The sequence below is a fragment of the Stappia indica genome, from assembly GCF_001696535.1.
Lineage (GTDB): Bacteria > Pseudomonadota > Alphaproteobacteria > Rhizobiales > Stappiaceae > Stappia > Stappia indica.
This window is the reverse complement of the sequence record NZ_MBQE01000005.1, coordinates 78128-92353: the sequence shown is the minus strand read 5'-3', so window position 1 is coordinate 92353 and position 14226 is coordinate 78128. Positions and strand designations below refer to the sequence as shown.

General features: G+C 68.3%; 13 protein-coding genes. 4 read left to right on the top strand and 9 right to left on the bottom strand.

Translation table 11 applies throughout. From position 1 onward, the window contains the following. Window positions 1-113: 113 nt before the first annotated feature. Genes BBX35_RS17875 through BBX35_RS17860 form a run of 4 tightly spaced genes read right to left on the bottom strand, consistent with a single transcriptional unit; the run spans window position 114 to window position 5532 of the window. Complete coding sequence (locus tag BBX35_RS17875; RefSeq protein WP_067222966.1) at window positions 114-1451, bottom strand: ABC transporter substrate-binding protein; 1338 nt, start codon at window positions 1449-1451, stop codon at window positions 114-116. 46 nt (window positions 1452-1497) lie between these two features. Beyond that, window positions 1498-2580, bottom strand: a complete 1083-nt coding sequence (locus BBX35_RS17870) for an ABC transporter ATP-binding protein (RefSeq protein WP_067222963.1) — start codon at window positions 2578-2580, stop codon at window positions 1498-1500. After that, the gene (locus BBX35_RS17865) at window positions 2580-4082 is read right to left on the bottom strand and encodes a xylulokinase (protein WP_067222960.1); all 1503 of its coding nucleotides are present in this window, start codon (window positions 4080-4082) and stop codon (window positions 2580-2582) included. Before BBX35_RS17865 ends, BBX35_RS17870 begins: the two co-directional genes overlap by 1 nt. Beyond that, window positions 4075-5532 (bottom strand): FAD-binding oxidoreductase, encoded by a 1458-nt coding sequence (locus tag BBX35_RS17860; RefSeq protein WP_067222957.1) that lies wholly within the window; start codon window positions 5530-5532, stop codon window positions 4075-4077. Before BBX35_RS17860 ends, BBX35_RS17865 begins: the two co-directional genes overlap by 8 nt. A gap of 369 nt (window positions 5533-5901) precedes the next feature. Here BBX35_RS17860 and BBX35_RS17855 point away from each other — a divergent pair, with 369 nt between their 5' ends. After that, window positions 5902-6120, top strand: a complete 219-nt coding sequence (locus tag BBX35_RS17855; RefSeq protein WP_067222955.1) for a ParD-like family protein — start codon at window positions 5902-5904, stop codon at window positions 6118-6120. Next, on the top strand, window positions 6117-6914 hold the full coding sequence (gene map, locus BBX35_RS17850) for a type I methionyl aminopeptidase (protein ID WP_067222952.1): 798 nt from the start codon (window positions 6117-6119) through the stop codon (window positions 6912-6914). The genes BBX35_RS17855 and map overlap by 4 nt, the downstream gene beginning before the upstream one ends. A gap of 7 nt (window positions 6915-6921) precedes the next feature. Here map and BBX35_RS17845 read toward each other — a convergent pair whose 3' ends face one another. The 4 genes from BBX35_RS17845 to BBX35_RS17830 all read right to left on the bottom strand — a co-directional run bounded on the left by BBX35_RS17845 (window position 6922) and on the right by BBX35_RS17830 (window position 11680). Then, window positions 6922-7344 carry a VOC family protein gene (locus BBX35_RS17845; RefSeq protein ID WP_067223934.1) on the bottom strand — a complete coding sequence of 141 codons (423 nt, stop codon included), beginning with the start codon at window positions 7342-7344 and terminating at the stop codon, window positions 6922-6924. 186 nt (window positions 7345-7530) lie between these two features. Next, a complete protein-coding gene (locus BBX35_RS17840) occupies window positions 7531-8607 on the bottom strand; it encodes a LacI family DNA-binding transcriptional regulator (RefSeq protein WP_067222950.1) in 1077 nt (358 codons plus the stop codon). A gap of 207 nt (window positions 8608-8814) precedes the next feature. Beyond that, window positions 8815-10413 carry an MBL fold metallo-hydrolase RNA specificity domain-containing protein gene (locus tag BBX35_RS17835; protein WP_067222947.1) on the bottom strand — a complete coding sequence of 533 codons (1599 nt, stop codon included), beginning with the start codon at window positions 10411-10413 and terminating at the stop codon, window positions 8815-8817. Between the two features lie 310 nt (window positions 10414-10723). Continuing rightward, window positions 10724-11680, bottom strand: coding sequence for a LysR family transcriptional regulator (locus tag BBX35_RS17830; protein ID WP_067222945.1), 957 nt, complete (start codon window positions 11678-11680; stop codon window positions 10724-10726). Window positions 11681-11785: 105 nt separating this feature from the next. Here BBX35_RS17830 and BBX35_RS17825 point away from each other — a divergent pair, with 105 nt between their 5' ends. Next, a complete protein-coding gene (locus tag BBX35_RS17825; RefSeq protein ID WP_067222942.1) occupies window positions 11786-12406 on the top strand; it encodes an FMN-dependent NADH-azoreductase in 621 nt (206 codons plus the stop codon). 94 nt (window positions 12407-12500) lie between these two features. Here the strand turns inward: BBX35_RS17825 and BBX35_RS17820 are convergent, their stop codons facing one another. Beyond that, window positions 12501-13313 carry a helix-turn-helix domain-containing protein gene (locus tag BBX35_RS17820; protein ID WP_067222940.1) on the bottom strand — a complete coding sequence of 271 codons (813 nt, stop codon included), beginning with the start codon at window positions 13311-13313 and terminating at the stop codon, window positions 12501-12503. 128 nt (window positions 13314-13441) lie between these two features. On the opposite strand from BBX35_RS17820, the gene BBX35_RS17815 reads away from it, so the two are divergent. Beyond that, a complete protein-coding gene (locus BBX35_RS17815) occupies window positions 13442-14224 on the top strand; it encodes an aspartate/glutamate racemase family protein (protein WP_083206413.1) in 783 nt (260 codons plus the stop codon). The last annotated feature ends 2 nt before the right edge of the window (window positions 14225-14226 follow it).

Below are 14226 nucleotides of genomic sequence, written 5' to 3'. Positions count from 1 at the left end.
GCACCCTTTGTCCGGTCGGGGAGCCCGCAGGCGGGTCTTGCACCGCCTGCGGGCCTGTCGATGCGCGGACGGCGCATGGGACCGTCCGCGGACCTGTCGGCGTCGGGATCGCCCTACTTGATCAGCTCGCGCATGCGGGCCGCAGCCTTTTCCACCGCCTCGGTGGAGGACATGCCCTTGATCAGCTTGTCCTGCAGCATCTCCGGCATGACGAAGCCCTCGAAGACCTTGCCCGGGCGGATGTCCGGGGCCGGGCCCTGCGTGTCGATCGAGGTCACCAGCATGTCGTCGTCGGTGACCATCTTGCGCATGGTCTCGATCTGCTCGCCATACTTCGTGATCAGGGGGTTCGAGCGCCACTGGTCGTTGTCGTAGATGTCGAGGCGGGCCGGCTGGAAGTGCACCGGCGCGGTGTGCAGGAAGTCGACCAGACGGTCGGTCGTCATCCAGCGCATGAACTCCATAGCCGGGCCGGTGTTGTCGGTCTTCAGCACCACCCAGCCGTCATAGCCGTGGCTGACCGCCTTGTTTTTGCCGGCGCTGTCCATGTACGGCATGATGCCGAGGTTTTCCGCCACTTGCGGGTTGTCGCGCTCCGCCGCTTCCAGCACGCGGCCGGCATAGGGACCGTGCGCCACGGTGCCGCCGACGACGTTGGACAGAACAGTCGCGTAGTCGGCCTGGATCGCTCCAGGGGGCATGGTCGGGTAGAGCTTCTCCATGAAGTCGAGATAGGCCGCCGCCTTCGACTTCATGCCTTCGGCGTCCAGCGTCACGTTCCACTGGTCGTCGAAGAGCTTCACACCTTCCGCCCACATGAAGGCGACCGACATCCAGTTGGTGGCGCCGTTCGAGCCGATCGGGAAGATGCAGCCCTTGCGGCGGCCCTCGATGGTGGCCTGGCAGTTGGAGACGAACTGGTCCCAGGTGTCGGGCAGCGACAGGCCCAGCTTCTCGTACAGATCCTTGCGGTAGTAGATCACCGAGAGATTGTAGTCGAACGGGTACCAGTAGACCTTGTCATCCATCGGGAAGAGGATGTTGTTGCCCCACTCGTACGGGTCGGTCAGCTCGTTCAGCGGCACGATCTGCCCCTGGTCGGCCAGCAGCAGCACATGGCCGATGAAGCCGACATTCGCGACGTCATAGGGCGTGCCGCTGCGGATGCCGTTGGTGATCTTGGTGAAGGCCTCGCCGAGCGGCACGGAATCCACCCGCACCTCGATGCCGGTCTTCTCCTGGTACTCTTTCGCGATCCTGTCGAAGAAGGCGAGCGTGTCCTTGCCCGTCTCGCAGTTCAGGAAGCGGATTTCCTTGCGCCCCTGCGCCCGGATGGCCGGAGCCGCGAGGCCCGACAGCGCAAGGCCGAGGCCCAGCACGCCGGCGCCCTGAAGCGTCTGGCGACGGGTAATGAGGCGAGACTGTCCAGAGTTCTTTCCAGTGTCCTTCATGGTTTCCTCCCAAGGTTCCCCGCGTCCTTTGCCGCGGTGGTTCAGTTCACGCGTGCGCCGGCGCCGCAGAGGCGGTTGTCGCCAGCCGCTGTTCCGTCTCCCGGTCGAACAGATGGATGGCGGACGGGTCGGCAGAGACCGCCACCGTGTTACCCGCCCGAATGTCGTCGCGCCGCCCCTCCATGACGCGCAGCGACACCTCGCCGATGGTGCCGATCAGCAGGGTCTGCGACCCGAGCTGCTCGACCGCCCGCACCGCAAAGGGCAAGCCCTGCGGCGCCACATACATCGCCTCCGGCCGAAGACCGGCGATCACCGGTCCCTGCCGTGCACCGGCCGGGGCCGGCAGGCTCATTTCGGCGGACGGGCCCATCTGCAGGCGCCCATTGGCGATCTCGGCCGGGAAGAGGTTCATCTCCGGCGAGCCGATAAAGCCGGCGACGAAGACGTTCTGCGGCCGGTCGTAGACCTCGAGCGGCGCGCCGATCTGCTGCACGTGGCCGTCGCGCATGATCACGATGCGGTCGGCCAGCGTCATCGCCTCGGTCTGATCGTGGGTGACGTAGATCATCGCCTTGCCGATGCGCTTCTGCAGCAGGGCGATCTCCTCGCGCATGCGCACGCGCAGCTTGGCGTCGAGATTGGACAGCGGCTCGTCGAGCAGGAACACCGCCGGGTCGCGCACCAAGGCCCGGCCGAGCGCGACGCGCTGCATCTGCCCTCCGGAAAGCTGGCGCGGCTTGCGGTCGAGCAGATGGGTGATCGCCAGCATCTCGGCGACCTCGTCCACCCGCCGCACCGTTTCGGCAGCGTCGATGCCGCGCATCTTCAGGCCGAAGCCGAGATTGGCGCGGATGGTCTTGTGCGGGTAGAGCGCATAGTTCTGGAACACCATCGCGATGTCGCGATCCTTCGGCTCCAGCTGGGTCACGTTGCGCTCGCCGATGAACAGCTCGCCGCCGGAAATGCTTTCCAGCCCGGCGACCATACGCAGCGTCGTCGACTTGCCGCAGCCCGAGGGGCCGAGCAGCACGATCAGCTCGCCGCGGGCGATGTCGAGGCTGACGCCTTCGACCGCGACCACTCCGCCATAGGTCTTGCGCAGCTTGCGCAGGCTCACTTCGGCCATCAGTTTCCTCCCCTGCCGGCTGCGACGATGCGGTGGTTGACGGGCGTCAGCGCCTCCTTGGTGTCACGGTAGAGCGCGAAACCCTCCTCGTAGCGCTGCATCGCCCGGCGATCCGGATGCCGGGTCGCCGCCACACCGATCACCGCTGCGGCGGCCTTCGTGTCGGCAAACACGCCGGCGCCCATGCCGGCAATGAGCGCGGCGCCGAAGGAGGCGTCGCCCTCGCGGGGGATCTCGATCGTCAGGCCGGTGACATCGGCGATGATCTGCTGCCACAGCTCGCTGCGGGTTCCGCCGCCGACGAGCCGCGCCGTCGAAAAGCCCATGTCGAGCCCGCGCAGCACCTCCAGGCAGTCGCGCAGGCTGTAGGCGATGCCCTCGTAGAGCGCGCGTACGAAGTGGCCCGGCCCGTGGGCGAAGCCGAGACCGACATAGGAGGCCCGAAGGTCCGGGTCCCAGTAGGGGCTGCGCTCGCCGTTGAGATAGGGGTGGAAGAGCAGGCCGTCGCTGCCGGCCGGAACGGCGCGGGCGGCCGTGTCCATGCCCTCGAAACCGAGCCCGGCGAACAGCGTGTCGCGCAGCCAGCGGTGGGCGGAGGCACAGGAATTGGTGCCAAGGATCGTGTAGCAGTGGCCCGGCACCAGATGCGGATAATGGATCACCTTGGCCGAGAAGGAGGGTGACGCCGTCAGCGAGGAGACGGTGCCGGCGGTCGCAAGCTTCAGCGCCCCGAGGCCGGGACGGGTCATGCCGCCGCAAAAGGTCTCCGCATTGGTGTCCGACGTGCCGCAGATGACCGGGGTTCCGGCGACCAGCCCCGTCGCGGCAGCGGCGTCCGCCGTCACTGCGCCGGTGATGTCGCTCGAGCCGACAAGCGGGGGCAGCACGGCCGGATCGATCCCGGCGATGCGGCAGAGCTCATCCGACCAGGCGCCTTCGGCGGAGCGGGCATCGGCCAGCATCAGCCCCCAGGCGTCGGTGATATCGGTGGCATCGCTGCCGTCGATCTGGCGGCGCAGCCAGTCCTTCGCCGGGCGGATCCGGCGGATGCGGGCGAACAGCTCCGGCTCGTTCTCGCGCACCCAGACCAGCTGCGGCAACGTCCAGGTGGGGCTCGCCTGATTGCCCGAAAGCTCCAGGATCCGTGCGCCGTCGCTCTCGCGCAGCGCCGCCGCCTGGCGGCCCGAGCGCTGATCGTTCCACATGATGGCGGGGCGCAGGATCGTGCCGTCCGCCTCTTCCAGCACATGGGTATGGGCGCCGGCGGTAAAGGCGATGCCCCCGATCCGCGCCGGGTCGACGCCCTGGCGCCACAGCTGCGCCAGGGTGTCGATCATCGCCGCGCGCCAGCCGAGCGGGTCCTGCTCGCTGAAGCCGGGATGCGGCACCAGGGTCTCGACGGCGGCCGAAGCCGCGCCATGGACCTTGCCGGTCCCGTCGATCACGGTCGATTTGAGCGAACCGGCGCCGAGGTCTATGCCCAGCAGCAACGGATCAGGCATGGTCCATCCTGTCGCGATAGGGGTCGATGGCCCCGGCGCGCGGCGGCAGGCCGAGCTTGCCGGGATTGAAGATGTTCTGCGGATCGAGGGCGTCCTTCACCGCCCGCAGCACGTCCATGCCGACGCCGAGCTCGCCGTCCATCCAGGGGCCGCGGAACAGGCCGGTCCCGTGATGGTGGGCGATGGAGCCGCCATGGGCGAGCGTCTCGCCCTCCAGCAGCTCCCAGAGCCTTGCATGGAGCGGCAGCGCCTCGTCCTGAGGCATCTGCGGCAGGCGGATCGTCATGTACTGGCAGACACCTTCCGGATAGACGTGCGACCAGTGGGCGCTGAAATGGGCGTCGGGATGGATCGCCGGCACCGCCGCGCGGATCGCATCGTACAGGGCGGCCGCCCGCGACCAATTGACCGTCACCTCGATCGTGTCGTTGTAGAAGCCCTTCTCCTGCCATTGCTGGCTGATCGACTTGTAACGGTGCGCGCGCCATTCGTCGAACGGCCGCGTCTCGGTTTCCACCGCCCCGGCTTCGCCGGCGAAGGCGCGCACCAGCGCAGCTTCCGCCGCCACCAGCCCGGGATCGCCGCACAGGACGATGTTGGCCATCACCGGACGCTCGCGATAGGCGTCGATGCCTTCGGTGCGCGAGGCCGTCTCCTTCTCGTCGTAGAGGCGGACGATGCGCGGGTGCAGGCCGGCCTGCATGATCCGGCGGGCAAGGCCCAGCGCCGCAGGACGGTCCGGCAGCGCGAAGGCCAGCACCTCCTCGGCCTCCGGCAGCTTCCACAGGCGCAGCGTCAGCTCGGTGATGATGGCGAGCGTGCCCTCGTTGCCGACGATCAGGTCGCGGATCGAGGGGCCGGTGGCGCGCTTGGGCAGCGGCCGCACCTCGAGCATCCGCCCGTCCGGCAGTACCGCCTTGAGGCCGACGACGATGTCCTCGATCTTGCCGTAGCGGCTCGATTCCTGGCCGCCGCCGCGGCAGGCGGCCCAGCCGCCGACGGTGGAAATGGTCAGCGACTGCGGCAGGTGGCCGGCCGTGTAGCCCTGCTTGTTCAGCGCCTCCTCGAAGAGTTCGCCGTTCATGCCAGCCTCGACGGTGACGAGCGCATTCTCGGGATCGACGTCGAGGATCCGGTCCATGCGCTGCATGTCGATGAGCACTTCCTCACCGAGCGGGATGGTGCCGCCGAGCACGCCGGAACCGCTGCCATAGGGGATCACGGGCAGGCCGGCTTCGGCCGCCAGCTGCACCACCCGCTGCACCTCCGCCGCCGTGCCGGGACGCACCACGACGCCCGGCAACGTGCCGACCAGCGCGCCGGCCCGGGCCCGAAAATTGGCGTAAGGAAGCTTGTCATGGGCGTATCGCCGGCGGTCGTCCTCGGCCGTCAGAACGTTCTGCGCCCCGACGATCTTTGCAAATTCCGCTACCCGCGTTTCACTGCTCACCCTGAACCTCCCTGTCCGATCGTCCTGTTCGCTCGCCGCGGCCCGCGCTGACGCGCCGACTACGGTGAAACCCCGAACGACCGCTCGATCAAACCCGTTGGACAAACCGTTTGAACAAACGTTTGTTCAGATAGAACGCCAAGAGGCCTTCGACGTCAACAGCAAAATTTTCGAGCCATCTTTCGCAGCCCTGAGACGGCGGAAACCGGGGGCTCGCAGCCGCATCGGACGAGGTGTCCGATAGTGAAAAGCCCGCGAAGCGGGACGGCGAATCGCGCGCCGGGAGCAGCCGAGGCCCGCCTATGCGGGCTTGGCATCGCGCACTACGTGGAATATATGAAATGTATACACATCATATGGAGATGCATGATGGGCATCGTGAGCATCGACGAGGAGCTGCACGACCAGCTACGACGGGCGAGCAAGGTCTCGTACCGCTCGATCAACGCGCAGGCCGCCTACTGGATCCGGATCGGCATGCTGTGCGAGACCAATCCGGGACTGAGCTTTTCACAGATCATGCAGCGCGAGCTCGCAGCGGCTGGCGTTGCCGCGCCCGAGGCGGCCGCCGAGCTGGCGGGCGCATGACCAAGGACCCGCACGAGCTGGAGTTGCTTGCCGAATCGGGCCGGCTGCTGGCGCGCGTCTTCGAGATGCTCGACCGCACGGCGCTCAGCGGCCTGTCGACGCTCGAGGTCAACGACAGGGTCGAGCGCTTCATCGTCCAAGATCTTGCCGCGCGCCCGGCCAGCAAGGGCCAGTACGGCTACGCATTCGTGCTGAACGCCTCGGTCAACGAGGTCGTCTGCCACGGCATCCCCTCACGCGAGGCGGTGCTGCGCGATGGCGACATCGTCAATTTCGACATTACGCTGGAGAAGAACGGCTACATCGCCGACAGCAGCAAGACCTACCTGGTCGGCGAGGTCAATCCGGCGGCCAGGCGGCTGGTGCGCACCACCTACGAGGCGATGTGGAAGGGCATCGGCGCGGTGCGCCCGGGTGCAAGGCTGGGCGATATCGGCTGGGCCATCGAGCGCCACGCGAAACGCAACGGCTACTCGGTGGTCCGCGAGTATTGCGGCCACGGCATAGGCCGGGAGATGCACGAGGAGCCGCAGATCCTGCATTACGGCAAGCCCGGAACCGGCCTGGCGCTGCGCGAGGGGATGGTCTTCACCATCGAGCCGATGCTCAACCGGGGCCGGCGCAGCGTGCGCACGCAAGACGACGGCTGGACCGTCGTCACTCGCGACGGATCGCTCTCCGCCCAGTTCGAGCATACGGTCGCCGTCACCTCCTCCGGCGTTCGCGTGCTGACCCTGCGGGCCGGCGAACCCGTACCGGCGGATGCTATCCCCGCGGCACGGGCGCAAGCTTGAGGCGACGTCAGTCGGCCGGCAGCATCGCCGGGTTCCAGACGATTTCCCAAAGGTGCCCGTCGGGATCGGTGAAATAGCCCGCATATCCGCCGTAGAACGTGTCCTGCGGCTCCTTGACGAGTTTCGCCCCGGCGCTCGATGCCTTGCGCATGATGGCGTCGACGTCCTCGCGGCGCAGAACGTTATGCCCGATGCTGACGGCGGTGGTACAAATCGGGGTCTTGGGCAGGCCGGTGTCGTGGACGAGATCGTCCTGCGCCCAGATGGCGAGCTTCAGGCCGTCCGAGAGGTCGAAGAAGGCGACCGCGCCATGTTCGAATTCGCGTCCGACGATGCCCTCGGTCGGCAGACCGAGGCCGTCGCGATAGAAGGACAGCGCGTTTTCGAGATCGGAGACGGCGAGCGTAAGAACAGAAATTCGCGGCTTCATGATGTCCATGCCCATGCTATCGGCGCCCGCACCATGCGCGCGCCCTGACAGTCTTGGGCCGTCACCGTGGTGACGGAAGGACCCGCGAAGCGGGGGCCGGGCCAACCGTCCCGAACCTAACCTGTTTCAGACGCAGGCAGGATAGGGACCGATGCGCGCGCCCGTCAACACCTCCTCGCGAGGGAATTAGAGGGCGTCAGCACCGGCTTCCGGGCCGGCTTTCGGGGCGGCGGCGGATGCCCGGACGACGAGATCGCCCGGCGGCAGCAGCAGCACGCGGGCCGGCTCCGTCCCGCCAGCCGGGGCAGGCTCCAGCTGCGCCAGCAGCGCACGCACCGCATCGCGCCCCATCTCGGAGGTCGGCAGGCCGACGGTGGTGATCTCCGGATGCACCACACGCGCCAGCAGGTCGTCATGCATGGTGACGACCGACATGTCGTCCGGCACGTCGAGGCCGCGCTTGTGCAGATGGGCGATTGTCGCCGCCCCGGTCAGCAGCGTTGCGGCATGGATCGCCGTCACGCCGCGTGCCAGCAGGGCATCGACGGCGCCCGGCACCCGCGCCGGGTCGTAGCCGGCCTCGGCCACCAGGTCCGGGTCGGGGTCCAGTCCGGCGGCGCTCATCGCCTCCTGCCAGCCCTGGCGGCGGGCATTGCCGTTGAAGCGGCCGAGCCGGCCGGCGAGATGGCCGATGCGACGGTGCCCCAGGGCGACCAGGTGGCCGACGCCGATGGCGGCGGCGGCGCAGGTGTCGACGGCGACGCAATGCACATCGCCGGGCAGCACGCGGTTGATCACCACATAGGGCCGGTTGATGGCGGCGATGCTCTGGCGCAGGCTGTCGTCCTCATCGAAACTGGCGATGATGACGCCCTCGATCAGGCTGGACTGCGACACCCGTTCCAGCACGCTGGCGGCCGAGCCGTTCTGGTCGTAGGCGACGAGCAGCACATAGCCTTGCGCCCGCGCCTCGGCTTCCGCGCCGAGGATCGCCGAGGCGAAGACCGGGTTCTCGATCTGCGGCACGACGATCAGCAGCGTGCGCGAGCGGGCCATCTTCAGCGCGCGGGCCAGCGGATTGGCGCGGTATTGCAGCCGCTCCGCCGCATCGATGATGCGCTGGCGGGTCTCGGCGCTGGTGCGCACGTCCTTGTCGTTCTTCAGGACCCGCGAGACCGTGGAGACGTCGACGCCGGCTTCTCTTGCCACGTCCCGCAAGGTGGCGTTGCGCGGGCGCGGGGCGGCGGGGGCTTCCTTGGTCATGGTCAACCGGTCGTCATCGGCGGCCTGCGCCGGGCTTCGCGAGAGCGCGAACGCATCCCGGCCGAGCCCCGCAAGGGTTCCGCCGCGTCAGCCGTCCGCAAGGCCAGAGAAAGTGCCCAAGGCGCGGCGCGGAGGCAAGTTGAACCGCGCCGGCCTCGCAAGTTTATCGCGGACAGGCGCTGCCAGCCGCCTCGCCCAGGTCGCGACCTAACGGCCGCCCTCCTCGCCGGCAAGCGCCCGGCGCAGGCGGCGAATCACGACATTCCGGCTCTTTTCGTCCGTTTCCGCCGCAAGCTGGTCGCTGATGTCGAGCAGCAGGCGGGTGACATCGTTGTGCCAGTCGAGACGCCCGACCTCCTCGCGCGGCACGCGCGGCGGCGCCTCGCCGGCAAGGCGGACCGCGCCGGTCGACGTCAGCTCGAAGCTCTCGTCGAGACCCGGTTTCAGCACATGATCGGCCTCGATCAGCCCGGACAGCCGGTCGGCCAGGCCGTCGATCGCCTCCCGCTCGCCGTGAACGAGGAAGATGTCGTGCGCCAGCGGCAGGCGCTTTTCGACCCAGCTCGCCAGCTCCGGGCCGTCGGCATGGCCGGAATAGAGGTCGATGGAGCGGATGCGGGCGCGCACCGTGAACTCTTCGCCCTGGATGCGGACGGAGGGCGCGCCGTCCTGGAGGATGCGGCCGAGCGTGCCGGTCGCCTGGTAGCCGACCAGCAGAACCGTCGCCTCGTCGCGCCACAGCCAGTTCTTCAGCCGGTGGCGGATGCGGCCGGCCTCGCACATGCCGCTCGCCGCGATGACGATGTGGAAGCCGCGGACGCGGTCGAGCGCCTTGCTCTGCTCGACCGTCTCGGTCATGTGCAGGTTGCGGGCGGCCAGCCCCTTGAGCAGAACGTCGCCGCTTTCCAGCTCGCGGGCATGGCGGGCGAAGACGCGGGTGGCGGCGGCCGCGAGCGGCGAATCGACATAGATCGGGATCTCGGGCAGCGCCCCTTCCGCCATCAGCTGGCGCAGGTCGCTGATCAGCTCCTGGGCCCGCTCGACCGCGAAGGACGGGATCAGCAGGGCGCCGTCCGGGTGCATCGCCGCCTTCACCTCGGCGCGCAGCTGGCCGCGCCGGTGGGCGGGGGTAGCGTCCTCCCGGTCGGTGTCGCCATAAGTGCTCTCGCAGATCAGGTAGTCGATGCCGCTGGGACCTTCCGGGTCCGGATGCATCAGCTTGTAGTCCGGGCCGATATCGCCGGAAAACAGCAGTTTCATGGGAGGTTCGGCGAGGTCCAGCTCGACCGAGGCGGAGCCGAGCAGGTGGCCGGCGTTCCAGAAACGGGCGCGCAGGCCGGGCAGGACCTGGAACCAGTCGCCATAGGCAAAGGGGTGGAAAAGTGCGAGCGTCGCCTGCGCATCCGCGCCGGTATAGATCGGCTCGACCGTGTCGCGGCGCTGGCGCCGGCGGTTGCGCCGGTTCAGCTGCTCGACCTCGATCTCCTGGATGTGGGCGCTGTCGGGCAGCATGACGCTGCACAGCTCGAACGTCGCGCCGGTGGCGTAGATCGGGCCGGAATAGCCGTCGCGAACCAGCTTCGGCAGCAGGCCGGAATGGTCGATATGGGCATGGCTGAGCACGACCGCGTCGACGTCGCCGACGGAAAAGGGGAAGGGCCGGTAGTTCAGCTCCTTCTCGGTCTTGGAGCCCTGGAACATGCCGCAGTCGAGCAGGACGGTGCCGCCCGCCGTCTCGAGACGATGACACGACCCGGTGACGCCGCCGGCGGCGCCATGGAATGTCAGCCTGGGTAGAACGGTCATCGGAACCTCCCCGGAACTTCCCCGACACGCGCGCGCCGGACGGCGCAAAGCCCAACAGATGCTGCAGGTTAGCACGGATTTCGCCCGCGCAAGCCGGCAAGGCCGGCGCGGGGAGAAAACGCCGCAGGCCGCTTGAGAAATTTTGAGACGGATTTTGCAAAATCCCGTCTCAATTCGCGCGATTTTCGAGACGGCGCCCGCAAAATCGCCAAATCGGGGCCGCCCAGTGAAAAAAGGGCGTCAAACGCCCCGCGCCGCGCCGGTTATCCCCGCGCCGAGGCGCTGAGGCCGGTTTCGCTTATCCCCGCGTTCAGAGCTTCGCCGAGGCACGCGCGGCGGCCTCCGCCTCCGCCACATGGCGGACGCAGCGGTCCCAGGCCGGGGTGCCGCCGAAATGGCGCAGCAAGGCCTCGGTCAGCGCCTTGACCTTGCCGGGCGTGTGCGGGCCGGGCGGGCGGACGACATACATGCCGTATTCGGGCAGCGGGTAGTCGAGCAGCAGCGGCTCCAGGGCGCCGCTGTCGACCGTGTCGCCGATGAGGAAGGAGGGCAGCTGGACGATGCCGAGGCCGGCCAGGGCCCAGGCGACCAGCGTCTCGCCGCTGTCGCTGCGCAGCCGGCCGCGCGGGCGCACCGCGACGGTCTCGTTGCCGCTCGTGAAGACCCATTCGCCCGAACGGCTACCGGTATAGATCAGGCAGTCGTGATCGGTGGCGAGGTCTTCGGGCCGCTCCGGCCGGCCCTTGCGGGCGAGATAGGCGGGGCTGGCGACGACGAGGGAGCGGATCGGCGCGATGCGGCGGGCGATGTGGCTGGAATCTTCCAGCTTGCCGATGCGGATCGCCGCGTCCAGCCGCTCGCCCATCAGGTCGACGACCCGGTCGGAGAGCGAGACGTCGAGCTCCAGGCGCGGGTGGGACGCGGCCAGCTCGGCCAGCACCGGCGCGAGGTGCTGGATGCCGAAGGAGAGGGGCGCGGAGATGCGCAGCCGGCCGATCACCTCGCCGCCATGAGCGGCGACCGCATCGCAGGCCTCGTCGTAGTCGGCGAGGATCCGCTCGGCCCGCTCCTTGAACTCGAGCCCGGCGTCGGTGGTCGTGACGCTGCGCGTCGTGCGGTTGAGCAGGCGGGTGCCCAGATGCTCCTCGATGCGGGCGATACGCCGGCTGACGATGGATTTGGAGACGCCGAGACGCGCGGCGGCGCGGCTGAAGCCGCCGCTCTCGGCGATCTCGACGAAATAGCGCATGTCTTCCAGTTCGATCATCCGTTGTTCCTGCTGGCGCAACAGTGTGGTGCCCATTTCGGGAGTTCTGGTGCCGCCCGGGGGCGACTACCTGTGGGGTACAACATTATCGAAAGGAACAGGGTCATGCCCTCGACTTTGAAGGTTCTCGCCATCACCAGCAGCGCGCTGGGCGATGCGTCCGCATCCAACAAGCTGGTCAACGACACTGTCGAGCAGCTCAAGTCCCGCAACGCCGACCTGCAGCTGACCGTTCGCGATCTCGGTGCCGGCCAGGTGCCGCATCTCGACCTCGACGGCGCCACCGCGATCCGCGGCGGCGAGCCGGCCAACGCGGCGCAGGCCGCCGCCCAGAAATTGTCCGACGAGCTGATCGCCGAGGTCAAGGCCGCCGACGTTCTGGTCATCGGCGCGCCGATGTACAATTTCGGCATCCCCTCGACGCTGAAGTCCTGGTTCGACTACGTGCTGCGCGCCGGCGTGACGTTCCGCTACACCGAAGCCGGGCCGGAAGGCCTGATGACCGGCAAGCGCGCCATCGTCGTCGCCACCCGCGGCGGGCTCTACAGCGAAGGCCCGGCCAAGCCGATGGATTCGCAGGAGCCGCATCTGCGCACGATGCTGGGCTTCATCGGCATCACCGACGTGACCTTCGTCTATGCCGAGAAGCTGGCCTTTGGTCCGGAGGCCCGCGAGGCCTCGATCGGCGAAGCCGAGCGCAAGCTGGAAGAGCTGGTCGCCGCCTGAGGCAAGCCGCAAGGCCGCACTCCAAGACCCGCCGGGAGCCCATCCCGGCGGGTTTTTTGTTGCCGGCCCGCTCGTTGCCGGCACGCCGGCGAGCTCAGCCGCGCTCGTCGGCATAGGCCTCGAAGACGTGGTTGCCCGAGCGGGCATTGTCGATCATCGGCAGCACATAGGCCGGAATTTCCGGACTGTCGGCATCGAACAGGCCGCAGCGGCGCAGCGCCCCGGACAGCGGCATGCGCGGCAGGGTGCGCTCCAGATAGGTGCGCACGGCGCAGGGCACGTGATCGCGATTGGCCGAGACGCCGACCTTGACCCCGTGCAGCCGCGTCCAGCGATGGGCGTAGTCGGGATAGAGTACGGTCTGGGTGATCTCGATGCCGGCGCTGTATTCGTAATCGTTGAGGAACACCCGGTCGCCGGTCAGCAGCGCCGCGCCCTGGTAGCGGTAGTGGCGCCGGCAGGTCCGGTCGAACGGCCCCATGCGCTCCAGCCGGCGGTAGAAGACGTGGTCGCCCTCGATGGAGAAGGAGACCAGCGCCCGCACGATCTGGCCGCGCGAGGACATCGAATAATAATATTCGAAGAAGGTGCCGACGAGGTTGAAGATGCGTTGGTCGCCGCGCGCGAAGATCTGGTCGAAATGCTGGCGGAAGGTGCGGGTCAGCGTGTCGGAGGACAGGCCGCGCAGCTTGACCAGCCGGGCGAACTCGTCCTCCGGCAGCAGCATCTCGTGCGGCTCGACGCCGAAATAATCGCAGATCTTCCGCATCAAGGCGTTGCGCGGGAAGGAGCTTCCCGCAAGATAGCGGTTGAGCTGGCTGCGGTTGATCTTCAGGTCCTGCGCCACGCGGGCGATGGAGGGCCGGTAGCCGCACAACAGGCGGAGATTGGTGCCGAAAGGATGCATGATGCGCTTTGGTGCATTTTTCGCGCCCGAAAGCGCCGGTTCCCACTCAATTGCACAATTGCCGCAGACATGCACGGTGAATCACCCTGCGAGCGACCATGGGCACCGAACCATCGCGGAGACGAGGGATGCAGAACGACACCGGCCGAACGGCCGCCGGTCACGCCACCAGTCAAGCCACCGGCGCGAAGCCCGCGCGGGCGAGCCTCGGCATCATCGCCGGCTCGGGACCGGAAGCCGGGCTCGACCTGTGGGCCAAGGTGCTGACGCGCAACCAGCAGCTGATGGGCGCAGCGTTCCGCGGCGATCTCGACGCCCCGCGCGTCGTCGTCGTGTCCGAGCCGCGGCTCGGCCTGTCGATGGACCTTGCCGCGAACGATGCCGCCGTGTGGTCGGCGATGCGCGACTCGCTCGACATCCTGGCGCCGCAGGTCGAGGCCTATGCCATCGCCTGCAACACGCTGAACTGGTACGCCCCGCGCATCGCCGAGCTCGGCCTTGCCGCGCGGCTGGTCTCGTTCCAGGACGCGCTTTCCGATTGGATCGCCCGCAGCGGCACGCGCAAGCTGGCGCTGCTCGGCGCCGGGCCGGTGACGGCGATGGACGAGTGGTCGGCCTATCGCGACCTGCCGCAGCAGGTCGAGGTGGAGCTGCCGGGCGATGCTGCCGCGCTGCACCAGCTGATCGAGGACGTGAAGCGGCTGGGCAGCCGGGACGCGAGCTTGCGCCCGCGCCTTGCCGAGCTGGTCGCCGGGCTCGACGCCGAAACGGTGCTGCTGGCCTGCACCGAGCTGCCGCTGATCGCCGACATCGAAACGGACAAGCAGCTGGTCGACGTCACCGATCTTGTCGCCGATGCGCTGGCGCGGCGGGCGCTGCCGGCAGCAACCGTGCTGCAGCAGGCGGTGTGACG